This window comes from Xanthobacter cornucopiae (genome assembly GCF_043195065.2).
GTDB lineage: Bacteria > Pseudomonadota > Alphaproteobacteria > Rhizobiales > Xanthobacteraceae > Xanthobacter.
Window position 1 is genome coordinate 2,652,075 of sequence record NZ_CM195531.1, and the last position, 18,511, is coordinate 2,670,585.

18 protein-coding genes are annotated in these 18,511 nt (G+C 70.6%); 15 read left to right on the top strand and 3 right to left on the bottom strand.

Annotated features, from left to right (window positions below; translation table 11 throughout):
* Positions 1 to 71: 71 nt before the first annotated feature.
* On the top strand, positions 72 to 2,072 hold the full coding sequence (rpoD, locus tag V5F53_RS11630; protein ID WP_393997633.1) for an RNA polymerase sigma factor RpoD: 2,001 nt from the start codon (positions 72 to 74) through the stop codon (positions 2,070 to 2,072).
* Between the two features lie 203 nt (positions 2,073 to 2,275).
* On the opposite strand, the gene V5F53_RS11635 is transcribed toward rpoD, so the two are convergent.
* Together V5F53_RS11635 and V5F53_RS11640 are read right to left on the bottom strand one after the other, a co-directional pair.
* Positions 2,276 to 3,295, bottom strand: coding sequence for a peptidoglycan -binding protein (locus V5F53_RS11635; RefSeq protein WP_393997632.1), 1,020 nt, complete (start codon positions 3,293 to 3,295; stop codon positions 2,276 to 2,278).
* 3 nt (positions 3,296 to 3,298) lie between these two features.
* On the bottom strand, positions 3,299 to 4,360 hold the full coding sequence (locus tag V5F53_RS11640; protein WP_393997631.1) for a flagellar motor protein MotA: 1,062 nt from the start codon (positions 4,358 to 4,360) through the stop codon (positions 3,299 to 3,301).
* A gap of 257 nt (positions 4,361 to 4,617) precedes the next feature.
* Here V5F53_RS11640 and V5F53_RS11645 point away from each other — a divergent pair, with 257 nt between their 5' ends.
* From V5F53_RS11645 to V5F53_RS11705, 13 genes are all read left to right on the top strand, one after another.
* Entirely contained in the window at positions 4,618 to 4,833 is a 216-nt protein-coding gene (locus tag V5F53_RS11645) for a hypothetical protein (protein WP_393997630.1), read from the top strand.
* Positions 4,834 to 4,905: 72 nt separating this feature from the next.
* Complete coding sequence (gene murA / locus V5F53_RS11650; protein ID WP_393997629.1) at positions 4,906 to 6,195, top strand: UDP-N-acetylglucosamine 1-carboxyvinyltransferase; 1,290 nt, start codon at positions 4,906 to 4,908, stop codon at positions 6,193 to 6,195.
* 62 nt (positions 6,196 to 6,257) lie between these two features.
* The gene (locus V5F53_RS11655; protein ID WP_393997628.1) at positions 6,258 to 7,898 is read left to right on the top strand and encodes a putative bifunctional diguanylate cyclase/phosphodiesterase; all 1,641 of its coding nucleotides are present in this window, start codon (positions 6,258 to 6,260) and stop codon (positions 7,896 to 7,898) included.
* Between the two features lie 116 nt (positions 7,899 to 8,014).
* Positions 8,015 to 8,464 carry a DUF2948 family protein gene (locus tag V5F53_RS11660; protein WP_393997627.1) on the top strand — a complete coding sequence of 150 codons (450 nt, stop codon included), beginning with the start codon at positions 8,015 to 8,017 and terminating at the stop codon, positions 8,462 to 8,464.
* An 80-nt stretch (positions 8,465 to 8,544) separates the two neighbouring features.
* The gene (gene hisD, locus V5F53_RS11665) at positions 8,545 to 9,849 is read left to right on the top strand and encodes a histidinol dehydrogenase (protein WP_393997626.1); all 1,305 of its coding nucleotides are present in this window, start codon (positions 8,545 to 8,547) and stop codon (positions 9,847 to 9,849) included.
* Between the two features lie 4 nt (positions 9,850 to 9,853).
* Positions 9,854 to 10,336 carry a UPF0262 family protein gene (locus tag V5F53_RS11670; RefSeq protein ID WP_393997625.1) on the top strand — a complete coding sequence of 161 codons (483 nt, stop codon included), beginning with the start codon at positions 9,854 to 9,856 and terminating at the stop codon, positions 10,334 to 10,336.
* Positions 10,337 to 10,341: 5 nt separating this feature from the next.
* On the top strand, positions 10,342 to 10,815 hold the full coding sequence (locus tag V5F53_RS11675) for an arsenate-mycothiol transferase ArsC (RefSeq protein WP_393997624.1): 474 nt from the start codon (positions 10,342 to 10,344) through the stop codon (positions 10,813 to 10,815).
* Between the two features lie 128 nt (positions 10,816 to 10,943).
* Positions 10,944 to 12,146 carry an ABC transporter substrate-binding protein gene (locus tag V5F53_RS11680; protein ID WP_393997623.1) on the top strand — a complete coding sequence of 401 codons (1,203 nt, stop codon included), beginning with the start codon at positions 10,944 to 10,946 and terminating at the stop codon, positions 12,144 to 12,146.
* A gap of 128 nt (positions 12,147 to 12,274) precedes the next feature.
* Entirely contained in the window at positions 12,275 to 13,195 is a 921-nt protein-coding gene (locus V5F53_RS11685) for a branched-chain amino acid ABC transporter permease (RefSeq protein ID WP_393997622.1), read from the top strand.
* An 11-nt stretch (positions 13,196 to 13,206) separates the two neighbouring features.
* Positions 13,207 to 14,139 (top strand): branched-chain amino acid ABC transporter permease, encoded by a 933-nt coding sequence (locus V5F53_RS11690; RefSeq protein ID WP_393997621.1) that lies wholly within the window; start codon positions 13,207 to 13,209, stop codon positions 14,137 to 14,139.
* Positions 14,132 to 14,893: an ABC transporter ATP-binding protein gene (locus V5F53_RS11695; protein WP_393997620.1), complete on the top strand. Its 762-nt coding sequence runs from the start codon at positions 14,132 to 14,134 to the stop codon at positions 14,891 to 14,893. Before V5F53_RS11690 ends, V5F53_RS11695 begins: the two co-directional genes overlap by 8 nt.
* Entirely contained in the window at positions 14,890 to 15,600 is a 711-nt protein-coding gene (locus V5F53_RS11700; RefSeq protein ID WP_393997619.1) for an ABC transporter ATP-binding protein, read from the top strand. Before V5F53_RS11695 ends, V5F53_RS11700 begins: the two co-directional genes overlap by 4 nt.
* Before the next feature lie 102 nt (positions 15,601 to 15,702).
* Complete coding sequence (locus V5F53_RS11705) at positions 15,703 to 16,164, top strand: GNAT family N-acetyltransferase (RefSeq protein WP_393997618.1); 462 nt, start codon at positions 15,703 to 15,705, stop codon at positions 16,162 to 16,164.
* Between the two features lie 28 nt (positions 16,165 to 16,192).
* On the opposite strand, the gene V5F53_RS11710 is transcribed toward V5F53_RS11705, so the two are convergent.
* Positions 16,193 to 17,929, bottom strand: coding sequence for an ABC transporter transmembrane domain-containing protein (locus V5F53_RS11710; protein ID WP_393997692.1), 1,737 nt, complete (start codon positions 17,927 to 17,929; stop codon positions 16,193 to 16,195).
* 218 nt (positions 17,930 to 18,147) lie between these two features.
* On the opposite strand from V5F53_RS11710, the gene rpmE reads away from it, so the two are divergent.
* The gene (gene rpmE, locus V5F53_RS11715) at positions 18,148 to 18,372 is read left to right on the top strand and encodes a 50S ribosomal protein L31 (RefSeq protein WP_393989907.1); all 225 of its coding nucleotides are present in this window, start codon (positions 18,148 to 18,150) and stop codon (positions 18,370 to 18,372) included.
* The last annotated feature ends 139 nt before the right edge of the window (positions 18,373 to 18,511 follow it).

Here is an 18,511-nt window from a genome sequence, read left to right on the forward strand (position 1 = left end):
CAGGCGGCGGGGCCGGGAGGCCGCGTCGCCGTTTCGCCGTTGAAGATCGGCGAGATCATCAGGAGATGTCCATGGCGAAGCAATCTGCCGAGACGACCGAAGCGCCCGAGAAGGAGACCGACGCCCCCGACGGGCCGTTGCTCGACCTCTCGGATGCGGCCGTCCGGAAGATGATCAAGAACGCCAAGCGCCGGGGCTATGTGACCTACGAGCAGCTCAACGAGGTGATGCCTTCCGAGGAAGTCACCTCCGAGCAGATCGAGGACACCCTCGCCATGCTCAACGACATGGGCATCAATGTGATCGAGGCCGAGGAGGCCGAGAGCGAGGAAGGCGGCGAGGAGGGCGAGGCGGCGGAAGAGCCGGAGGAGGCCGAGGGCGGCGAGCTGGCCGAGCCGGCGCCGCGCGCCCTGACCCGCGCCGAGACCAAGTCCGAGCCCGCCGAGCGCACCGACGACCCGGTGCGCATGTACCTGCGCGAGATGGGCTCCGTGGAGCTGCTCTCCCGCGAGGGCGAGATCGCCATCGCCAAGCGCATCGAGGCCGGCCGCGAGGCCATGATCGCCGGCCTGTGCGAAAGCCCCCTCACCTTCCAGGCCATCATCATCTGGCGCGATGAGCTGACCGAAGGCAAGGTGCTGCTGCGCGACATCATCGACCTGGAGGCGACCTACGCCGGCCCCGAGGGCAAGAACCCGCCGGCGGCGCTGGGCGAGGAAGCCGCCCTGGCCCCCGAGGCGGGCGAGGACGGCCTGCTGGGCGACGCCCCGATCCCCGAGGGCGACGAGGACGACATGGAGAACTCCATGTCGCTGGCGGCCATGGAAGCGGAGATCAAGCCGAAGGTGCTGGAGACCTTCGACCGCATCGCCGGCTCCTATGTGAAGCTGCGCCGGCTCCAGGACCAGAATGTCGAATCGAAGCTGAAGAACGAGAGCCTGTCCCCGGCGCAGGAGCGCAAGGCCAAGAAGCTCAAGGAGGACCTCGTCCTCGACGTCAAGAGCCTGTCGCTCAACCAGGCCCGCATCGACGCCCTGGTGGAGCATCTCTACGAGATCAACAAGCGCCTCGTGTCCCTGGAAGGCCGCCTGCTGCGCCTTGCCGAGAGCTATGGCGTTTCCCGCGACGACTTCCTGAAGAACTATGTGGGCTCCGAGCTGGACCCCAAGTGGGTGCTGCGGGTGTCGAAGCTGGGTTCGCGCGGCTGGAAAGGCTTCGTGGCCCACGAGAAGGACGGCATCAAGGACCTGCGCGGCGATATCCACGCTTTGGCCACCGAGACCGGCCTTGAGATCGCGGAATTCCGCAAGATCGTGCAGATGGTGCAGAAGGGCGAGAAGGAGGCCCGCCAGGCCAAGAAGGAAATGGTGGAGGCAAATCTTCGCCTCGTCATCTCCATCGCCAAGAAATACACCAACCGCGGCCTGCAGTTCCTGGACCTGATCCAGGAGGGCAACATCGGCCTCATGAAGGCGGTGGACAAGTTCGAGTACCGGCGCGGCTACAAGTTCTCGACCTATGCCACGTGGTGGATCCGGCAGGCCATCACCCGCTCGATCGCGGATCAGGCCCGCACCATCCGCATTCCGGTGCACATGATCGAGACGATCAACAAGATCGTGCGCACCTCGCGCCAGATGCTGCACGAGATCGGCCGCGAGCCGACCCCGGAAGAGCTGGCCGAGAAGCTCGGCATGCCGCTGGAGAAGGTGCGCAAGGTGCTGAAGATCGCCAAGGAGCCGATCTCCCTCGAGACCCCCATCGGCGACGAGGAAGATTCGCACCTGGGCGATTTCATCGAGGACAAGAACGCCATCCTGCCCATCGACGCGGCGATCCAGAGCAATCTGCGCGAGACCACGACGCGGGTGCTGGCATCCCTCACCCCGCGCGAGGAACGCGTGCTGCGCATGCGCTTCGGCATCGGCATGAACACCGATCACACGCTGGAGGAAGTGGGCCAGCAATTCTCGGTGACGCGCGAGCGCATCCGCCAGATCGAGGCCAAGGCCCTGCGCAAGCTCAAGCACCCCAGCCGGAGCCGCAAGCTCAGGTCGTTCCTGGACAACTGACACCGTCAGTCCGGGGGCGCTCCCCGGGCGCGGGGGCTGGCACGGGCCGCACCGGCGGCATCACGACAAGGCGGCCACCACGGCCGCCTTTTCTTTTCCCCGGCCCGCCGGCGGGCCGGCCGGACACACCGCGGCCCCTGCCGACGCCATCGGCTGCTCCGAAGTCACCGAAAGCCCAGGCGCCGGACGCATGGGCTTTTGGCCTACCGGTCCGTCAGCTTCAGCTCGATGCGGCGGTTGCGGGCGCGGGCGTCGTCGGTGGTGCCGGTGTCGAGGGGCTGGAACTCGCCGAAGCCGGCGGCGATCAGATGCCTCGGACTCACCCCCTTGCCCACCAGATACTGCACCACCGCGATGGCGCGGGCCGCCGACAATTCCCAGTTGGAGGGGAATTGGGAGGTGGCGATGGGCCGGTTGTCGGTGTGGCCGTCGATGCGCAGGGCCCAGTCGATGTCCGGCGGGATCTGCTTTTCCAGGTCGAGGATGGCGGCGGCCAGCTTGTCCAGCTCGGCCTGGGCCTCCGGCTTGAGGGTGGCTGAGCCGGGATCGAAGAACACTTCCGACTGGAACACGAAGCGGTCCCCCACCACCCGCACCTCGGGCCGGTTGCCGAGGATGTCGCGCAGGCGGCCGAAGAATTCGGACCGGAACCGGGTCAGCTCCTGCACCCGCTGCGCCAGGGCCACGTTCAGGCGGCGGCCGAGATCGGCGATCCGGGCCTGGCTCTCCTTGTCCTTCTGCTCTGAGGTGTTCAGCGCCTCCTCCAGCGCCGCCATCTGCCGGCGCAGGGCGGCGAGCTGCTGGTTGAGCAGGTCGATCTGCGACAGCGCCCGCGCCGCCACGTCCTTCTGGGCGTCGAGGTCGCGGGCCAGCGCCTGCGCGCGGCCGGCGTCGGGGGCGGCGGGCACGGCGGACAATTGGCCGCGCAGGCGGTCGCGCTCGGCCTCGGTCGCCTCCAGCGAGGCCCTGACAGCGGCCAGCTCGCTCTCGGCGCCCTGCCCGCTGGCCCGCTCCAGGGACAGAAGCTCGGTGAGCTGGCGGATCTGCGCCTGAAGGCGCTGCAACACGTTGTCCTTGCCCGTCATCTCCTGGGTCAGGAAGAACTGGGTGAGCATGAACACGGACAACAGGAAGATGAACACCAGCAGCAGCGTCGACAGCGCGTCAACGAAGCCGGGCCAATAATCGATGTGGCGGTCACGCCCGCGGCGGCCAAGGGCCATGGCTCACCTCCGCTCAAGGCCGCGCTCGGGGCCACGCTCGCCGCCGGAGGTCCGCTCCAGCCGCTGCACCAGATGGCGCAGGTCCTCCTGCTGGCGCCCCTGGGTGTCGATGAGCTGCTTGATGAGCGCCTGCTCCGAGCGCAGGTGCGTCACCAGCCCCTGCAGGCTCTCGGCCAGATGCGACATGGCGCTGGTGACCCGCTGGGAGCCGGCCTCCGACATGGTCTTCTCCAGCCGGTTGATGGCGCTGACCAGGGCCTCGGTGTCGGCGCGCGGCGGCGGCAGCGCCAGCGGCGCGGCGCCCCCCGCCACCGGCCGCGGCGCGTCGGCCTCCGCCGGCAGCCGGTCGAGATCGCGCACCGTGGTGGAGAGCCAGTCCTCGAGATCGGTATAGAAGCGGGTCTGCGCCTGCCCCGCCTGCAGATCGAGAAAGCCCAGAACCAGCGAGCCGGCAAGGCCGAACAGCGACGACGAAAAGGCGATGCCCATGCCGCCCAGCGGCGCCGCGAGCCCCGTCTTCATGTCCTCGAACACCGAGCCGGAATCGGGCCCCACCTGGAGCGAGCCGATCACCGCGCCGATGGACGAGACGGTTTCCAAGAGGCCCCAGAAGGTGCCGAGCAGGCCCAGGAACACCAAAAGGCCGGTGAGGTAGCGCGCCATGTCGCGGCTCTCGTCGAGCCGGGTGCCGATGGAATCGAGGATGGAACGCATGGTGGTCTGCGAGATCGCCATGCGGCCGATGCGGTCGCCCAGCAGCGCCGCCATGGGCGCCAGCAGGGTCGGCGAGCGCGACACCGCCAGCCCCGGGTCGGCGAGGCGGAAGGAATTCACCCATTCCACCTCCGGGAACAGCCGCGCCACCTGCCGGATGGCGAGGATGATGCCCACCGCCAGCACCCCGAAGATGACGCCGTTGAGGCCGGGATTGTTGAGAAAGGCGGCCAGGATCTGCCGGTGCAGCACCGCCGCCAGCGCCGCGCACAGCGCCAGGAACACCACCATGCGCACCAGGAAGATGCGCGGCGACGACAGTTTCAGGAAGGGATCGACGACGCGCGCCATGCTCGCTCCAAGTGGGGCTCCAGAGGCACCGGTGGGGGCTCCAGAGGCACCGGTGGGGGCTCCGGGGGCCGGGAGGCGGCCGGCGGGGGCACCCGCCCCCGCATCCCGGACTATGGCATAGCACGCGGAAAATGACACCGCGCCGCGCGCGCCGATGATGGGGACGCGGCAGCTTGGAACCGTTCGAGGCCCGCCCGGGCCCCGCGCCGCCGCCGGCGGGCCTTGCGCCCGGGCCGCGCCGGCACTAATCCGGTTCCATGTCGCAGCCATCGGACAAGTCGGCCCGCCTCGCCGCCGCCCTCAGGGCCAATCTGGCGCGCCGCAAGGACCAGGCCCGCGCCCGGCGCCAGCCGGCGACGCCCGACGCGCCGCCGCCAACCGCAGCCCGCGCGCCGAACGATGGCGCACGCGCAGGTGGTATCGAAGAGCCGTCAGGCGAGCCGGCGATTGTGCCGGACGAGAAGGCGCGCTAGAGCTACTTTTTTAAGGAGCGCCGCGGCCGGACCGGATGCCGGCTGCGTGGCTCCCCCGGGGACAGGACCAGCATGGACAAGATTCGCATCGTCGGCGGCCACGCGCTCAAGGGCACCATTCCCATCTCCGGTGCCAAGAACGCAGCCCTCCCGCTGATGATCGCGAGCCTGCTCTCCGAGGAGAAGCTGGTGCTGGAGAATGTGCCGCGCCTCGCCGACGTGGCGCTGCTGCAGCGCATCCTGGGCAACCACGGGGTGGACATCACCACCAACGGCAAGCGCAACGGCGACGACCCCGACGCCGGCCAGACGCTGGAGATCGACGCCCGCGTCATCGTCGACACCACCGCGCCCTATGAACTGGTCTCGCGCATGCGCGCCTCGTTCTGGGTGCTGGGCCCGCTGGTCGCCCGCATGGGCGAGGCGAAGGTGTCGCTGCCCGGCGGCTGCGCCATCGGCACCCGGCCGGTGGATTTCCACCTCGATGCGCTGCGGGCGCTCGGCGCCGAGCTGGACATCGACGCCGGCTATGTGCGCGCCCGCGCGCCCAAGGGGCTGAAGGGCGCCCGCATCGTGTTCCCCAAGGTCTCGGTGGGCGCCACCCACACCGCGCTGATGGCCGCCACCCTCGCCGACGGCCAGACCGTGATCGAGAATGCCGCCCAGGAGCCGGAGGTGACCGACCTCGCCGACTGCCTGGTGAAGATGGGCGCGCGCATCCAGGGCGCCGGCACCTCCACCATCCAGGTGGAAGGCGTGCCGCGCCTGCGCGGCGCCCGCCATGCGGTGCTGCCGGACCGCATCGAGACCGGCACCTACGCCATGGCCGCCGCCATGGCCGGCGGCGACGTGCTGCTGGCCGGGGCCCGCCCCGACCTGCTGGAGAACGCGCTCGACATCCTGCGCGCCACCGGCGTGGAGATCGACGCCACCAACGAGGGCATCCGGGTGCGCCGCAACGGCACCGGCATCCTGCCGGTGGAGGTGAGCACCGCCCCCTATCCCGGCTTCCCCACCGACCTGCAAGCCCAGTTCATGGCCCTCATGACCAAGGCCAAGGGCCGCTCGCGCATCACCGAGACCATTTTCGAGAACCGCTTCATGCATGTGCAGGAGCTGGCCCGGCTCGGCGCGCGCATCCAGCTCGACGGCGACACCGCCACCATCGAGGGCGCCGAGCGCCTCACCGGCGCGCCGGTGATGGCCACCGACCTGCGCGCCTCCGTCTCCCTGGTGATCGCCGGCCTCGCCGCCGAGGGCGAGACCCTGGTGCAGCGCGTGTATCACCTCGATCGCGGCTTCGAGCGGCTCGAAGCGAAGCTCTCGCGCTGCGGCGCGGAGATCGAGCGCATCAGCGGCTGACCCCCCACGGCGGGGGGGAACGACGCAGGCCCGCATTGACACCTCCGCGAAGGTATGAGGACATGGCGCGGCAAATTGCCCGACGTTCCGCCGCCCGTGATGCCGGCGACGGGCAGCAGGACGCCGGGCTGGGGCCGGTGCTGGTTTCGAAGGTCGCAGTGGGCGGATCCAACTGGAAATACTGGAGACTTTATCTCCTCATCGCGCTGCTCGCGTGCGGGCTGTTTGCCCTCCTGAGCTTCGGAAACGTGCTGGAGCACGCGGCCCAGGCGACGGGGCGCTACACGTCGTGGCGCGTGGAGGATCTGTTCGCGCTGCTGACCGCGGCCACCTTCGCGCTGATCGCCGTCTTGACCGTGCACGAGCGCCAGCTTCAGGCCGCCATCGGCCAGCGCAAGCGGGCGGAGATCCAGGCGCGGACCGCCTCCCGCTATGATGCCCTGACCGGTATCGCCAATCGCGCCGTGTTCCAGGAGGAATTCGCGCGCGCCGTCGGCGCCGCCCAGGCCACCCACGCCCGGCTGGCGCTGATGGTGATCGACATCGACGCCTTCCACTCGGTCAACGAGACCCTGGGGCATCGCGGCGGCGACCGGGTGCTCTCGACCGTGGCGCTGCTGCTGCGGACGCTGATGCGCAAGGACGACATCCTCGCCCGCCTCGGCGGCGACGAGTTCGTGGTTCTCTCCCCGGTGACCGCCGACGACAGCGGCGACCTGTTCCGCCTGGCCGAGCGCATGCTCAAGCTGGTGCGCGAGGGGGTCGACGCCCAGGGCATGCCCACCGGCGTGTCGGTCTCCATCGGCATCGCAAAGTTCCCCCGCGACGGCGATTCGGAGACCGTCCTGCTGCGCTGCGCCGAGACCGCCCTGGCGCAGGCCAAGGCGGTCGGGCGGGACCGCTACGCCCTGTACGATTCCACCCTCGACGCCCGCCGCCGCGCGCGCCTCGACACCGAGGCCGAGCTGCGGGAGGGGCTGGAGCACGACCAGATCGTCGCCCTCTACCAGCCGCTGGTGGACCTCAAGACCGGGCATCCGGTGGGCTTCGAGGCGCTGGCGCGCTGGAACCATCCCCAGCGCGGCCTGCTCGGGGCACCCGAATTCATCCCCATCGCCGAGGATGCCGGCCTGGTGGGCCGCCTGCTGACCGCCATGCTCCGCCGCGTGTGCGAGGACACCCGGCATTGGCCGGACGGGGTATCCATCGCCGTCAACCTGTCGCCGCCGCAATTACTCGACCCCGCCCTGCCGGACGAGATCCTGAGCATCCTGGCGCAGACCGGCGTGCCGCCGCGGCGGATCGAGATCGAGATCACCGAAACGGCGCTCCTGCAGGATTTCGAGACCGCCCGGCGCACCATGTCGGCGCTGCGCGCCGCCGGCATCCGCATGTCCCTGGACGATTTCGGCACCGGCTTTTCCAGCCTGCGGCATCTCCAGGAACTGCCCATCGACAAGATCAAGATCGACAGTTCCTTCACCCGGCGGCTGATCGGCGATCCCCAATGCCAGAAGATCGTGGCCTCCATGCTGGGGCTGGCCACGGCGCTGGAGCTGGTCACCGTGGCCGAGGGGGTGGAGACCGCGCAGCAGGCGGACTGGCTGCGCGCCCATGGCTGCACGCTCGGACAGGGCTATCTGTTCGCGCGGCCCGTGCCCGCCGCCGAGGCTCTTGCCACGCTCCCCCGGCACGAGGCGTGACGCCATCGGCGGCGGCGTCGTCGCCATGCGCGGGCGCCACATTGAAACCTGCCCTGCCCCTCTCTATGTGGAATGCAGCCGCGCACCGGCGCAGAAGATCCAAGAAGGCGCCCGCCATGACCGATCTCAAGCTGCTCGCCCTCGACGAGGAAGACCTCGCCGTCGTCTCCGCCCATCTGCAGGATGCGGTCGTGAAGGTGGAGGACATGGGCTTCCTGCCGCGCGTCCAGCGCTTCGCCCTGCTCCTCAACCGGTTCGACTGGGACCAGCAGGTGGTGGCCAACGAGAAGGTGCGCCGGCGCGCCGGGCTGCATTTCGAACGGGTGCGCGACGCCAAGTGCCGGGGCCTGGACGTGGCGACGCTCAACGGCGTGCTCAACCTTCTGGCCGTCACCTTCATTCCCACCGACACCCCCTCCGGCTATGTGCTGCTCACCTTCTCCGGCGGCGCCGAGGTGCGCCTGGAGGTGGAGTGCATCGAGGCCTGCCTGAAGGATCTCGGCCCGGCCTGGGGCTGCGCCCATGCCCCGCGCCACGAGGGCAAGGCCGGCTCCGACGCCGCCTGAGCGGCTCGCCGCCGCCGGGCGCGACGCAAACGACACGGCGGGGCTTCCCTCCGCCTCCGCTCTGATCTAGCAAGGCGCCCATGCCTATCCGTCTCGACACCGAACATTCCGATTTTCCCGCGCGCTTCGCCGCTTTCCTCGGCTCCAAGCGGGAAGCCTCCGTCGATGTGCAGGACCAGGTTTCCGCCATCATCGCGGATGTGCGCGCGCGCGGCGACGCCGCCCTGGTGGACCTGTCGCGCACCTTCGACCGGGTCGATCTGGACGCCCTCGGCATCAAGGTGAGCGACGCCGAGCTCGACGCCGCGCTGGCCTCCATTCCGGCCGAGACCCGCGCCGCGCTCGAATTCGCCAAGGCGCGCATCGAGAGCCACCACGCCCGCCAGCGGCCGAGCGACGACACCTATACCGACGCGGCCGGCGTCACCCTCGGCCATCGCTGGACCAGCGTCGATGCAGTCGGCCTCTACGTGCCCGGCGGCACCGCCGCCTATCCCTCCTCGGTGCTGATGAACGCGGTGCCGGCGCAGGTGGCGGGCGTGCCGCGCATCGTCATGGTGGTGCCGGCGCCCGATGGGCAGATCGCGCCGCTGGTGCTGGCGGCGGCCCGGCTCGCGGGCGTCAGCGAGGTCTATCGCGTGGGCGGGGCCCAGGCGGTGGCGGCGCTGGCCTACGGCACCCAGACCATCGCCCCGGTGGACAAGATCGTCGGCCCCGGCAACGCCTATGTGGCCCAGGCCAAGCGCCAGGTGTTCGGCAAGGTGGGCATCGACATGGTGGCCGGCCCCTCGGAAGTGCTGATCCTCGCCGACGCCGACGCCAATGCCGACTGGATCGCCGCCGACCTGCTGGCCCAGGCCGAGCACGACACCGCCGCCCAGTCCATCCTGGTCACCGATTCCGACGATCTCGCGGCCCGGGTGGTCGCCGCCGTCGAGGGTATGCTGGAGACCCTGCCGCGGGCGGAGATCGCCCGCGCCTCCTGGCGCGACCACGGCGCCGTCATCAAGGTGCGCGACCTGGACGAGGCCCCGGCCCTGGTGGACCGGGTGGCCCCCGAGCACCTGGAGATCCAGGCGCAGGACGCCGACCGGCTGGCCGCCCGCATCCGCCATGCGGGGGCCATCTTCATCGGCGCCTATACGCCCGAGGCCATCGGCGACTATGTGGGCGGCAGCAACCACGTTCTGCCCACCGCCCGTTCGGCGCGCTTCTCCTCGGGCCTGTCCGTGCTCGACTTCATGAAGCGCACCTCCATCCTGAAGCTGGATGCCGACGCCCTGGAACGGCTGGGCGACGCCGCCGTGCGGCTGGCGGAGGTGGAGCGCCTGCAGGCGCACGGCCGGTCGGTGTCGATCCGCACCAATGCCGGAGCAGGACGGTGACGGCATGAACGCGAAATCCCCTGCCCGTCTCTCTTCGGTCACGCTCGACGATTCCTCCATCGGCCATGCCGGGCCGGAGATCGACCACGAGCGCGCCACCGCCATCTGGGACCTGATCGAGGACAATTCCTTCTTCCCGTGCGGCGACCCCGGCGAGGGGCCCTACAAGCTTCATATCTCGCTGATGGACAACCGCCTGGTGCTCGACATCAAGCGCGAGGGCGACGAGCAGGTGGTTCAGCACCATCTGTCCCTCACCCCCTTCCGCAAGGTGGTGAAGGATTATTTCCTGATCTGCGAGAGCTATTACGCCGCCATCCGCACCGCCTCGCCAAGCCAGATCGAGGCCATCGACATGGGTCGCCGCGGCGCCCACAATGAGGGCTCGGAGCTGCTGCAGGAACGGTTGAAAGGCAAGATCGAGGTGGATTTCGACACCGCCCGGCGCCTGTTCACCCTCATCTGCGCCCTGCACTGGAAGGGCTGAAGGCGATGGCCTCGGCGGCGGACCCTTCGGTCACCCGCTCGCGGTCGGTGCGGCCGCAGGCGGTGCTGTTCATGTGCGGGCAAAACGTGGTCCGCTCGGTGATGGCGGCGGCGCTGCTGCGCCATCTCTACGGCAAGTCCATCTATGTGGGCTCGGCCGGCGTCATCGCCGGCGATCCCGACCCGTTCGTGACCGCGGTGATGGAGGAAATCGGCCTCGACGTGCACAAGCACCGGCCCAAGACCGTCGAGGACCTGGAGGAATACGAGGGGCTGGGCTTCGACCTCGCCATCTCGCTGTCGCCCGACGCCCACCACCGCGCCCTGGAGCTGACCCGCACCAACGCCCTCGACGTGGAATACTGGCCCACGCCCGACCCCACCCGCGAGGGCGGCAACCGCGAGCAGCGCCTGGACGCCTATCGGGCCGTGCGCGACGAGCTGGAGCAGCGCATCCGCGCCCGCTTCCGGCATACCTGAGTGTGCGAAAGGACGCGCCGGCGCGCCATATCTGCGGCGGAAACGCCGGTTCTTCCATCTTGTGAAGGCGCCGCGCCTCTGCGACCTTGCGGCAGCACCGCCGTCGCCATCTTGAGGACACGCGCTCCATGTCGCTGAAGGGTCATCTCTCCGCCACCGCCCTGACTGGCGTTCTTGCCGGCCTCGTTGCCGGCACCCTGGCGGGGCCGCTCGCCGGCGCCGCGCGCGCCGAGCCGGTGAAGGTGGGCCTCGTCTCCACCCTGTCCGGCCCGCCGGCGGTGCTGGGCCAGCACCTGCGCGACGGCTTCCTGCTGGCGGTGAAGGAGCTTGGCGGCAAGCTGGGCGGCCAGGAGACCGAGATCATCGTGGTGGATGACGAGCTGAAGCCCGATGTCGCGGTGCAGAAGGTCAAGGGCCTGATCGAGCGCGACAAGGTGGATTTCGTTGCCGGCGTGGTGTTCTCCAACGTGCTCGGCGCCATCGCCAAGCCGGTGACCGCCAACGAGGTGTTCCTGATCTCCGCCAATGCCGGCCCCTCGCCGCTGGCCGGGGCGGGCTGCAACCCGTTCTTCTTCGCCGCCTCCTACCAGAACGACCAGGTCCACGAGGTGCTGGGCCAGCACGCCCAGAACAAGGGCTACAAGCGCGTGGTGCTGATGGCGCCCAACTATCAGGCCGGCAAGGACGCACTGGCCGGCTTCAAGCGCCGCTACACCGGCGCGGTGGTGGAAGAGATCTATACTCCGCTGGGCCAGCTCGATTTTTCCGCGGAGCTCGCCAAGATCGCCGCAGCCAAGCCGGACGCGGTCTTCACCTTCATGCCGGGCGGCATGGGCGTGAACCTGGTGAAGCAGTATCGCCAGGCCGGCCTTGCCGAAACCACGCCGTTCCTGTCGGCCTTCACGGTGGATGAAACCACCCTGCCGGCCACCGGCGAGGCGGCGCTCGGCTTCTTTTCCGGCGCACCCTGGGCACCAGACCTGAAGGTGCCGGCCAATGCCGCGTTCGTGGCGGCATTCGAGAAGGAATATGGCTACGTGCCGGCGCTCTACGCCGCCCAGGGCTACGACGCCGCCAAGCTGATCGATTCGGCACTGAAGGCCACCGGCGGCAAGACCTCCGACAAGGCGGCCCTGCGCGCCGCCCTGAAGGCCGCCGACTTCCCCTCCGTGCGCGGCTCCTTCACGTTCAACACCAACCAGTTCCCGATCCAGGACTTCTATCTTGTGACCGCGGCCCGCCGCCCGGACGGCAAGTTCGAGACCCAGGTGACGGAGAAGATCTTCTCCGCCTATGGCGATGCCTATGCCGAGAAGTGCACCATGAAATGACGGCGCGCCGCGCCGCCTGACGCCGACCGCCCTGGCGTTCCGCATGCCCTGCGCCCCGCCTGCCCTGGCGCCCCGCCTGCCCTCTTGTCCCGCCTGCCCTCTCGTCCCGCACGGCCCCTCGCCCCGACATGTCCCTCGCCCTGCTCCTGGTCCAGATCCTCAACGGCCTGCAGCTCGGCCTTCTGCTGTTCCTGGTGGCGGCGGGGCTGACGCTGGTGTTCGGGGTGATGGACGTCATCAATCTCGCCCATGGCGTGCAATACATGCTGGGGGCCTATCTGATGGTCACGGCCACGGCCCTCACCGGCTCGTTCTGGCTGGGCCTGGGGCTGGCCATGGGAGCGGCGCTGATGCTGGGGCTGGGGCTGGAACGGCTGGTGATCCGCCACCTCTATGGCCGCAGCCACCTCGAACAGGTGCTGGCCACCTTCGGCATCATCCTGTTCCTGAACGAGGCGGTGCGGATGATCTGGGGCGCCTCGCCCCTCTCCATCCCCATGCCGGCGACCCTGGCGGGCACGGTGACGCTGATGGACGGGCTGCACTATCCGGTCTACCGGCTGGTGCTGATCGTGGTGGCCCTGGCGCTGGCGGGCGGGCTCTACCTGCTGGTCACCCGCACCCGGTCCGGCATGCTGCTGCGCGCCGGGGCCACCAATGCGCCCATGGTGTCGGCGCTGGGGGTGGACATCACGGCCCTGTTCGCGCGCGTGTTCGCCTTCGGCGCCATGCTGGCGGCCTTCGCCGGAGCGCTGGCCGGGCCCATCCTCTCGGTGGAGCCGGGCATGGGCGACAGCCTGCTGATCCTGGCGTTCGTGGTCATCGTCATCGGCGGCATCGGCTCCATGCGTGGCGCCTTCGTGGCGGCGCTGCTGGTGGGGCTCATCGATACCCTCGGCCGGTCCTTCCTCACCGACCTGCTGAAGCTGGCCATGCCCGCCCCCGACGCCACCCAGGCCGGGCCGGCGCTGGCCTCCGTCAGCGTCTATGTGCTGATGGCCGTGGTGCTGTTCTTCCGGCCGCGCGGCCTGTTCCCGGCTCCGGCGTGAGGGCCGTCCCCATGCGCCCCGCTCTCATCCCCCTGCTGCTGCTGGCACTGCTGGCGGCGGCGCCGCTCGTCGGCGACACCTACACCCTGTCGCTGCTGGCGCGGGGCATGATCTTCGCCCTGGCGGCGGTGAGCCTCGATTTCATCCTGGGCTATGGCGCCCTGGTCTCGTTCGGCCACGCCGCCACCATGGGCATCGGCGCCTATGCGGTGGGAATCCTGGCGGAAGAAGGCATCGGCGACGCGCTGATCGCCTTTCCCGTGGCCATGGCCGCGGCCGGCCTGTTCGCCGGCCTCACCGGTGCCATCTCGCTGAAGACGCGCGGCGTCTATTTCATCATGATCACCCTGGCCTTTGGCCAGATGGCTTATTTCCTGGCCCAGGCCCTCTCCGCCTATGGCGGCGACGACGGGCTGGCGCTGGCCACCCGCTCCACCCTCGGCGGCGGCCGCTGGCTGCGCGATCCGCTGGTGTTCCACTATCTCACCCTGGGCCTGCTGGCCCTCACCCTGCTGGTGTGCCGCATGCTGGTGCGCGCGCCGTTCGGCCGGGTGCTGGAGGGGGCGCGGGAAAACGAGCGGCGGGTGGCAGCGCTCGGCGTCGATCCCTATCCCTATCGCCTCATCGCCTTCACCATCGCCGGCGCCCTGGCCGGGCTGGCCGGGGCGCTCTATGCCAATCTCACCGAGTTCGTGAGCCCGGCCTACCTGTCGTGGCACCGCTCCGGCGAGTTGATCGTGATGGTGGTGGCGGGCGGCGTTGGCACCCTTTACGGCGCCATTCTCGGCGCCCTCGGCGTGGTGCTGCTGGAAGAGGGCCTGTCGCAGCTCACCGCACACTGGCGCATCCTGTTCGGGCCGCTCCTGGTGCTGCTGGTGCTCACCACCCGCGGCGGCCTCGCCGCCCTGCTCGGCTCCGGCGGCGGGGAGCGGCGCGATGGCTGAGCCGCTGCTGTCCATCCGCGCCCTGGCCAAGGCCTATGGCGCGCTGCGCGTCACCGATGGCGTCGATCTCGACGTGCACGCGGGTGAGGTCCACGCCATCATTGGCCCCAACGGCGCCGGCAAGACCACCCTGGTGGCGCAGATTGCCGGCGAGGTGGCGCCCGACAGCGGCCACATCCGCTTCGCCGGGGCCGACATCACCGCCCTGCCGGTGCATCGCCGGGCGCGGGCGGGGCTGGCCCGCTCGTTCCAGATCACCTCGGTGCTCAGCGGCTTCACCGCGCGGGAGAATGTGGCGCTGGCGGTGATGGCGGCGGAGGGGCGCACCCTGCGCTTCATCCGCCCCGCCGCCGGCGATCGCGCCGCCACCGCCCGCGCCGAGGTCCTGCTGGAGCGCGTGGGCCTTTCGGCACGGGCCGCCGCGCGCGCCGCTGCCCTCAGCCATGGCGAGCAACGGGCGCTGGAACTGGCCATGGCCCTGGCCGGCCGGCCGCGCCTGCTGCTGCTGGACGAGCCCATGGCCGGCACCGGCCATGCCGAATCCGCCGCCATGGTGCGGCTGCTGGAAGAGGCGCGGGGCGAGGCCGCCATCCTGCTGGTGGAGCACGACATGGACGCGGTGTTCCGGCTGGCCGACCGCATCAGCGTGCTGGTGGCCGGCCGCGTCATCGCCTGCGGCGCGCCGGATGCGGTGCGCGCCGACCCCGCGGTGCGCGCCGCCTATCTCGGCGACGGGCTGGAGGGCGCGGCATGAGCGCGGCACTGCTCACCGTCCGCGGACTAGAGGCCGGCTATGGCGCCGCCCCGGTGCTGTTCGGGGTCGATCTCCAGGTGCCCGAGCGGGGCGCGCTGGCGCTGCTCGGCCGCAACGGCATGGGCAAGACCACCACCGTGCGCGCCCTGATGGGCCTCATTCCGACCCGGGCCGGCGAGGCGCGGCTCGGCGGGGCCCGGCTCACCGGCCTGCCGCCGCACCGGGTGGCGCGGGCCGGGCTCGGCCTGGTGCCCGAGGGCCGGCAGGTGTTTCCCACCCTCACCGTGGAGGAGAACCTGGTCGCCACCGCCGCCGCGCCGCGGACCGGGCTGCCGGCGTGGACGCTGGCCCGCGTCTACGCCCTGTTCCCGCGCCTGGAGGAGCGACGGCGCCACTTCGGCAACCGGCTGTCCGGCGGCGAACAGCAGATGCTGGCCATCGGCCGTGCGCTGATGACCAATCCCCGCGTGCTGATCCTCGACGAGGCCACGGAGGGCCTCGCCCCGCTGATTCGCGACGAGATCTGGCGGGTGATCGAAATGCTGAAGGCGGAGGGCCTGTCGCTGATCGTCATCGACAAGCACATCGCCGCCCTCGCCCGCATCTGCGAGCAGGCGGCGGTGATGGAGAAGGGCCGCGTGGTCTGCGCCGGGCCTTCTGCCGCCGTCCTGGCCGACCCTGCCGCCCATCGGCTGCTGTCGGTGTAACCGCCCACCCCGCCGGAGCGGCGACGGGACAGACCGCCGGCGCCCCCGGCGCGGCCCCGGCGCCGGATGACGCCGCCGCTCGCCCCCAACCCCGGACCGCCCATGCCAGAGCCCACCTTTCTCCTGCGCTCCGCCACCGCCATCGACCGGCCGGCCATGGCCGACCTGTGGGTGGACAGCTGGGTAAGAACGCTGCCCGAGATCGATTTCGAGGCCCGCCGGGCGTGGCTCGCCGGCCATCTCGACACGCTGGCGGCCGCGGGCACGCTGATCCGCGTGGCGGAGGCGGAGGGCATCGTCGCCGGCTTCGTGGCCATTCATCCGGGAACCGGCTACCTGGACCAGATCGCCGTCGCCCCCGCATTCTGGGGACGCGGCGCGGCCGAGGCGCTGATGGCGGAGGCCAGGCGCCTCTCGCCCGCCCGCGTGGCTCTCGACGTGAACCAGGAGAACCCGCGCGCGGTGCGCTTCTATGTGAAGATGGGCCTCGTCATCACCGGCGAGGGGGAGAACCCCATGTCCGGCCGGCGCACCTTCCACATGGAATGGCGCCCGGCTGGCTGATGTCGCCGCCGGCGGGTGCGCGGCGGCCTTACGCCGCCGCGTGGAACTGGAGCGCGGCGAGGCGGGCATAAAGGCCCCCCTTCGCCACCAGCTCGGCATGGCGGCCCTCGTCCACGATGCGCCCGGCTTCCATCACCAGGATGCGGTCGGCGGACAGGACGGTGGACAGGCGATGGGCGATGACCAGGGTGGTCCGCCCTTCCATGGAGCGCTCCAGCGCCGTCTGCACCAGGGTTTCGCTCTCGGCATCGAGGGCGCTGGTGGCCTCGTCCAGCAGCAGGATCGGCGCCGCCCGCAGCATGGCGCGGGCGATGACGATGCGCTGGCGCTGGCCGCCGGAGAGCATGACGCCGCGCTCGCCCACCTCCGTGTCCCAGCCGCGCGGCAGGGCGGTGGCGAACTCGTCCACCACGGCGGCGCGGCCGGCGGCCTCCACCTCGGCGTCGGTGGCCTGCGGACGGCCCAGGCGGATGTTGCCGCGCACGGTATCGGCAAAGATGGCGACGTCCTGCGGCACCAGCGCCAGCTGTCGGCGCACCGCCACCGGGTCGCAGCCGCGGATGTCGATGTCGTCGAACAGGATGCGGCCGGCCTGCGGATCGTAGAAGCGCTCCAGCAGCTGGAACACGGTGCTCTTGCCGGCCCCGGAGGGGCCCACCAGCGCCACCCGCTCGCCGGGGCGGATGGTGAAGGACACCCGGTGCAGCGCCGCCGAATCGGGACGGCCGGGATAGGCGAAGCTGACTTCGTCGAAACGGATGGCGCCGCTGAGGCGCGCCGGCAGTGCCACCGGCTTGGCCGGCGCCTTCACCTGCGGCTCCACCCGCAGCAATTCGCCGATGCGCTCGGCGGCGCCGGCGGCGGCGGAGGCCTCGCCCCAGGTCTGCGACAGGTCGCCGAGAGAGGTGGCGGCCAGCACCGCATAGAGCACGAACTGGCTCAGCGCCCCGGCGGTCATGGTGCCGTTGAGCACCGATTGCGCGCCCACCCACAGCACCGCGACGATGGAGGCGAACACCAGGAAGATGCCGATGGCGGTGAGGATGGCACGGGCGCGGGTGGCGTCCCGCGCGGCGTCGAAGGCGCGGTCCACCGCACCGTCGAAGCGGGCGCGGGCGGCCTCCTCGGCGGTGGCGGCCTGCAGCGCGCGCATGGCGGAGAGCGCCTCGGCGGCATAAGCGGAAGCATCCGCCAGGGTGTCCTGGGCGGTGCGGGAGCGGCGCCGCACCCGGCGCCCGGACGCCACCAGCGGCAGCACGATCACCGGAATGGCGATCAGCACGAGGCCGGACAGATGCGGGCTCGTCACCACCATCATGACGATGGAGCCCAGGCACAGCATCAGGTTGCGCAGGGCGGTGGAGGCCGAGGCGCCCACCGCCGCCTTGATCTGGGTGGTGTCGGCGGTGAGGCGCGAGGTCAGCTCGCCGGAGCGGGCGGAATCGTAGAAGGCGCCGTCCAGGGTCACGAGGCGGGCGAACACCGCCGTGCGCAGGTCCGACACCACCCGCTCGCCGAGCGTGGTGACAAGATAATAGCGCGCGGCGGAAGCGGCGGCGAGCACCGCCACCACCGCCACCAGCACCGCGAAATAGCGATCCACCAGCCCGGCCTGGTCGGCGGCGAAGCCGAAGTCGATCATGCGCCGCACCGCCAGCGGCAGCGCCAGGGTGGCGAGCGCGGCCACCAGGATGGCGCCGAGGGCGGCGGCGAGCCGGCCGCGATAGCGCTTCAAGGTCGGCCACAGCCCGGCCAGCGGCCTCAGGCTGCGCCGGCCACGGGGGGCATCGCCCCCGGACGCGCGGGGCTCGGCCCCAGGGCTCGGGGGCGCGCGGTCGTGGGCGGCTTCTGGTGCGAGGTCGGCTTGTGTCACGGGAGGCTCTCGGCTATAGACCCGCCACTTCCGGCAGGAAACGACTTTCAGCGCGTCGGGGTCTTATGGGGTCGTCTCATGAGCCCGGCGAGGCGAAAAGGATTGAGACCATGAAGAGCGACATCCATCCCGACTACCATTTCATCAAGGTGGTCATGACGGACGGCACCGAGTACACGACCCGGTCGACCTACGGCAAGGAGGGGGACACCCTCCAGCTCGACATCGATCCGCGCACCCATCCCGCGTGGACCGGCGGCACCCAGCAGCTGATGGACCGTGGCGGCCGCGTGTCGCGCTTCAAGAACAAGTTCGGCGCCCTGCTCAAGGGCTGAGCCGAAGGGGTCCGTGCCTCAGGGAGAGCTGCGCGCACGCGTCGCAGCCTCTCTTACGCCGGCATGACGGCGGCGGCGCGGAACAGGTGGGGTACGCCCGCGCCCGAGCGGCCTCTCCTCCCGGTCCCGCGCATCCGCT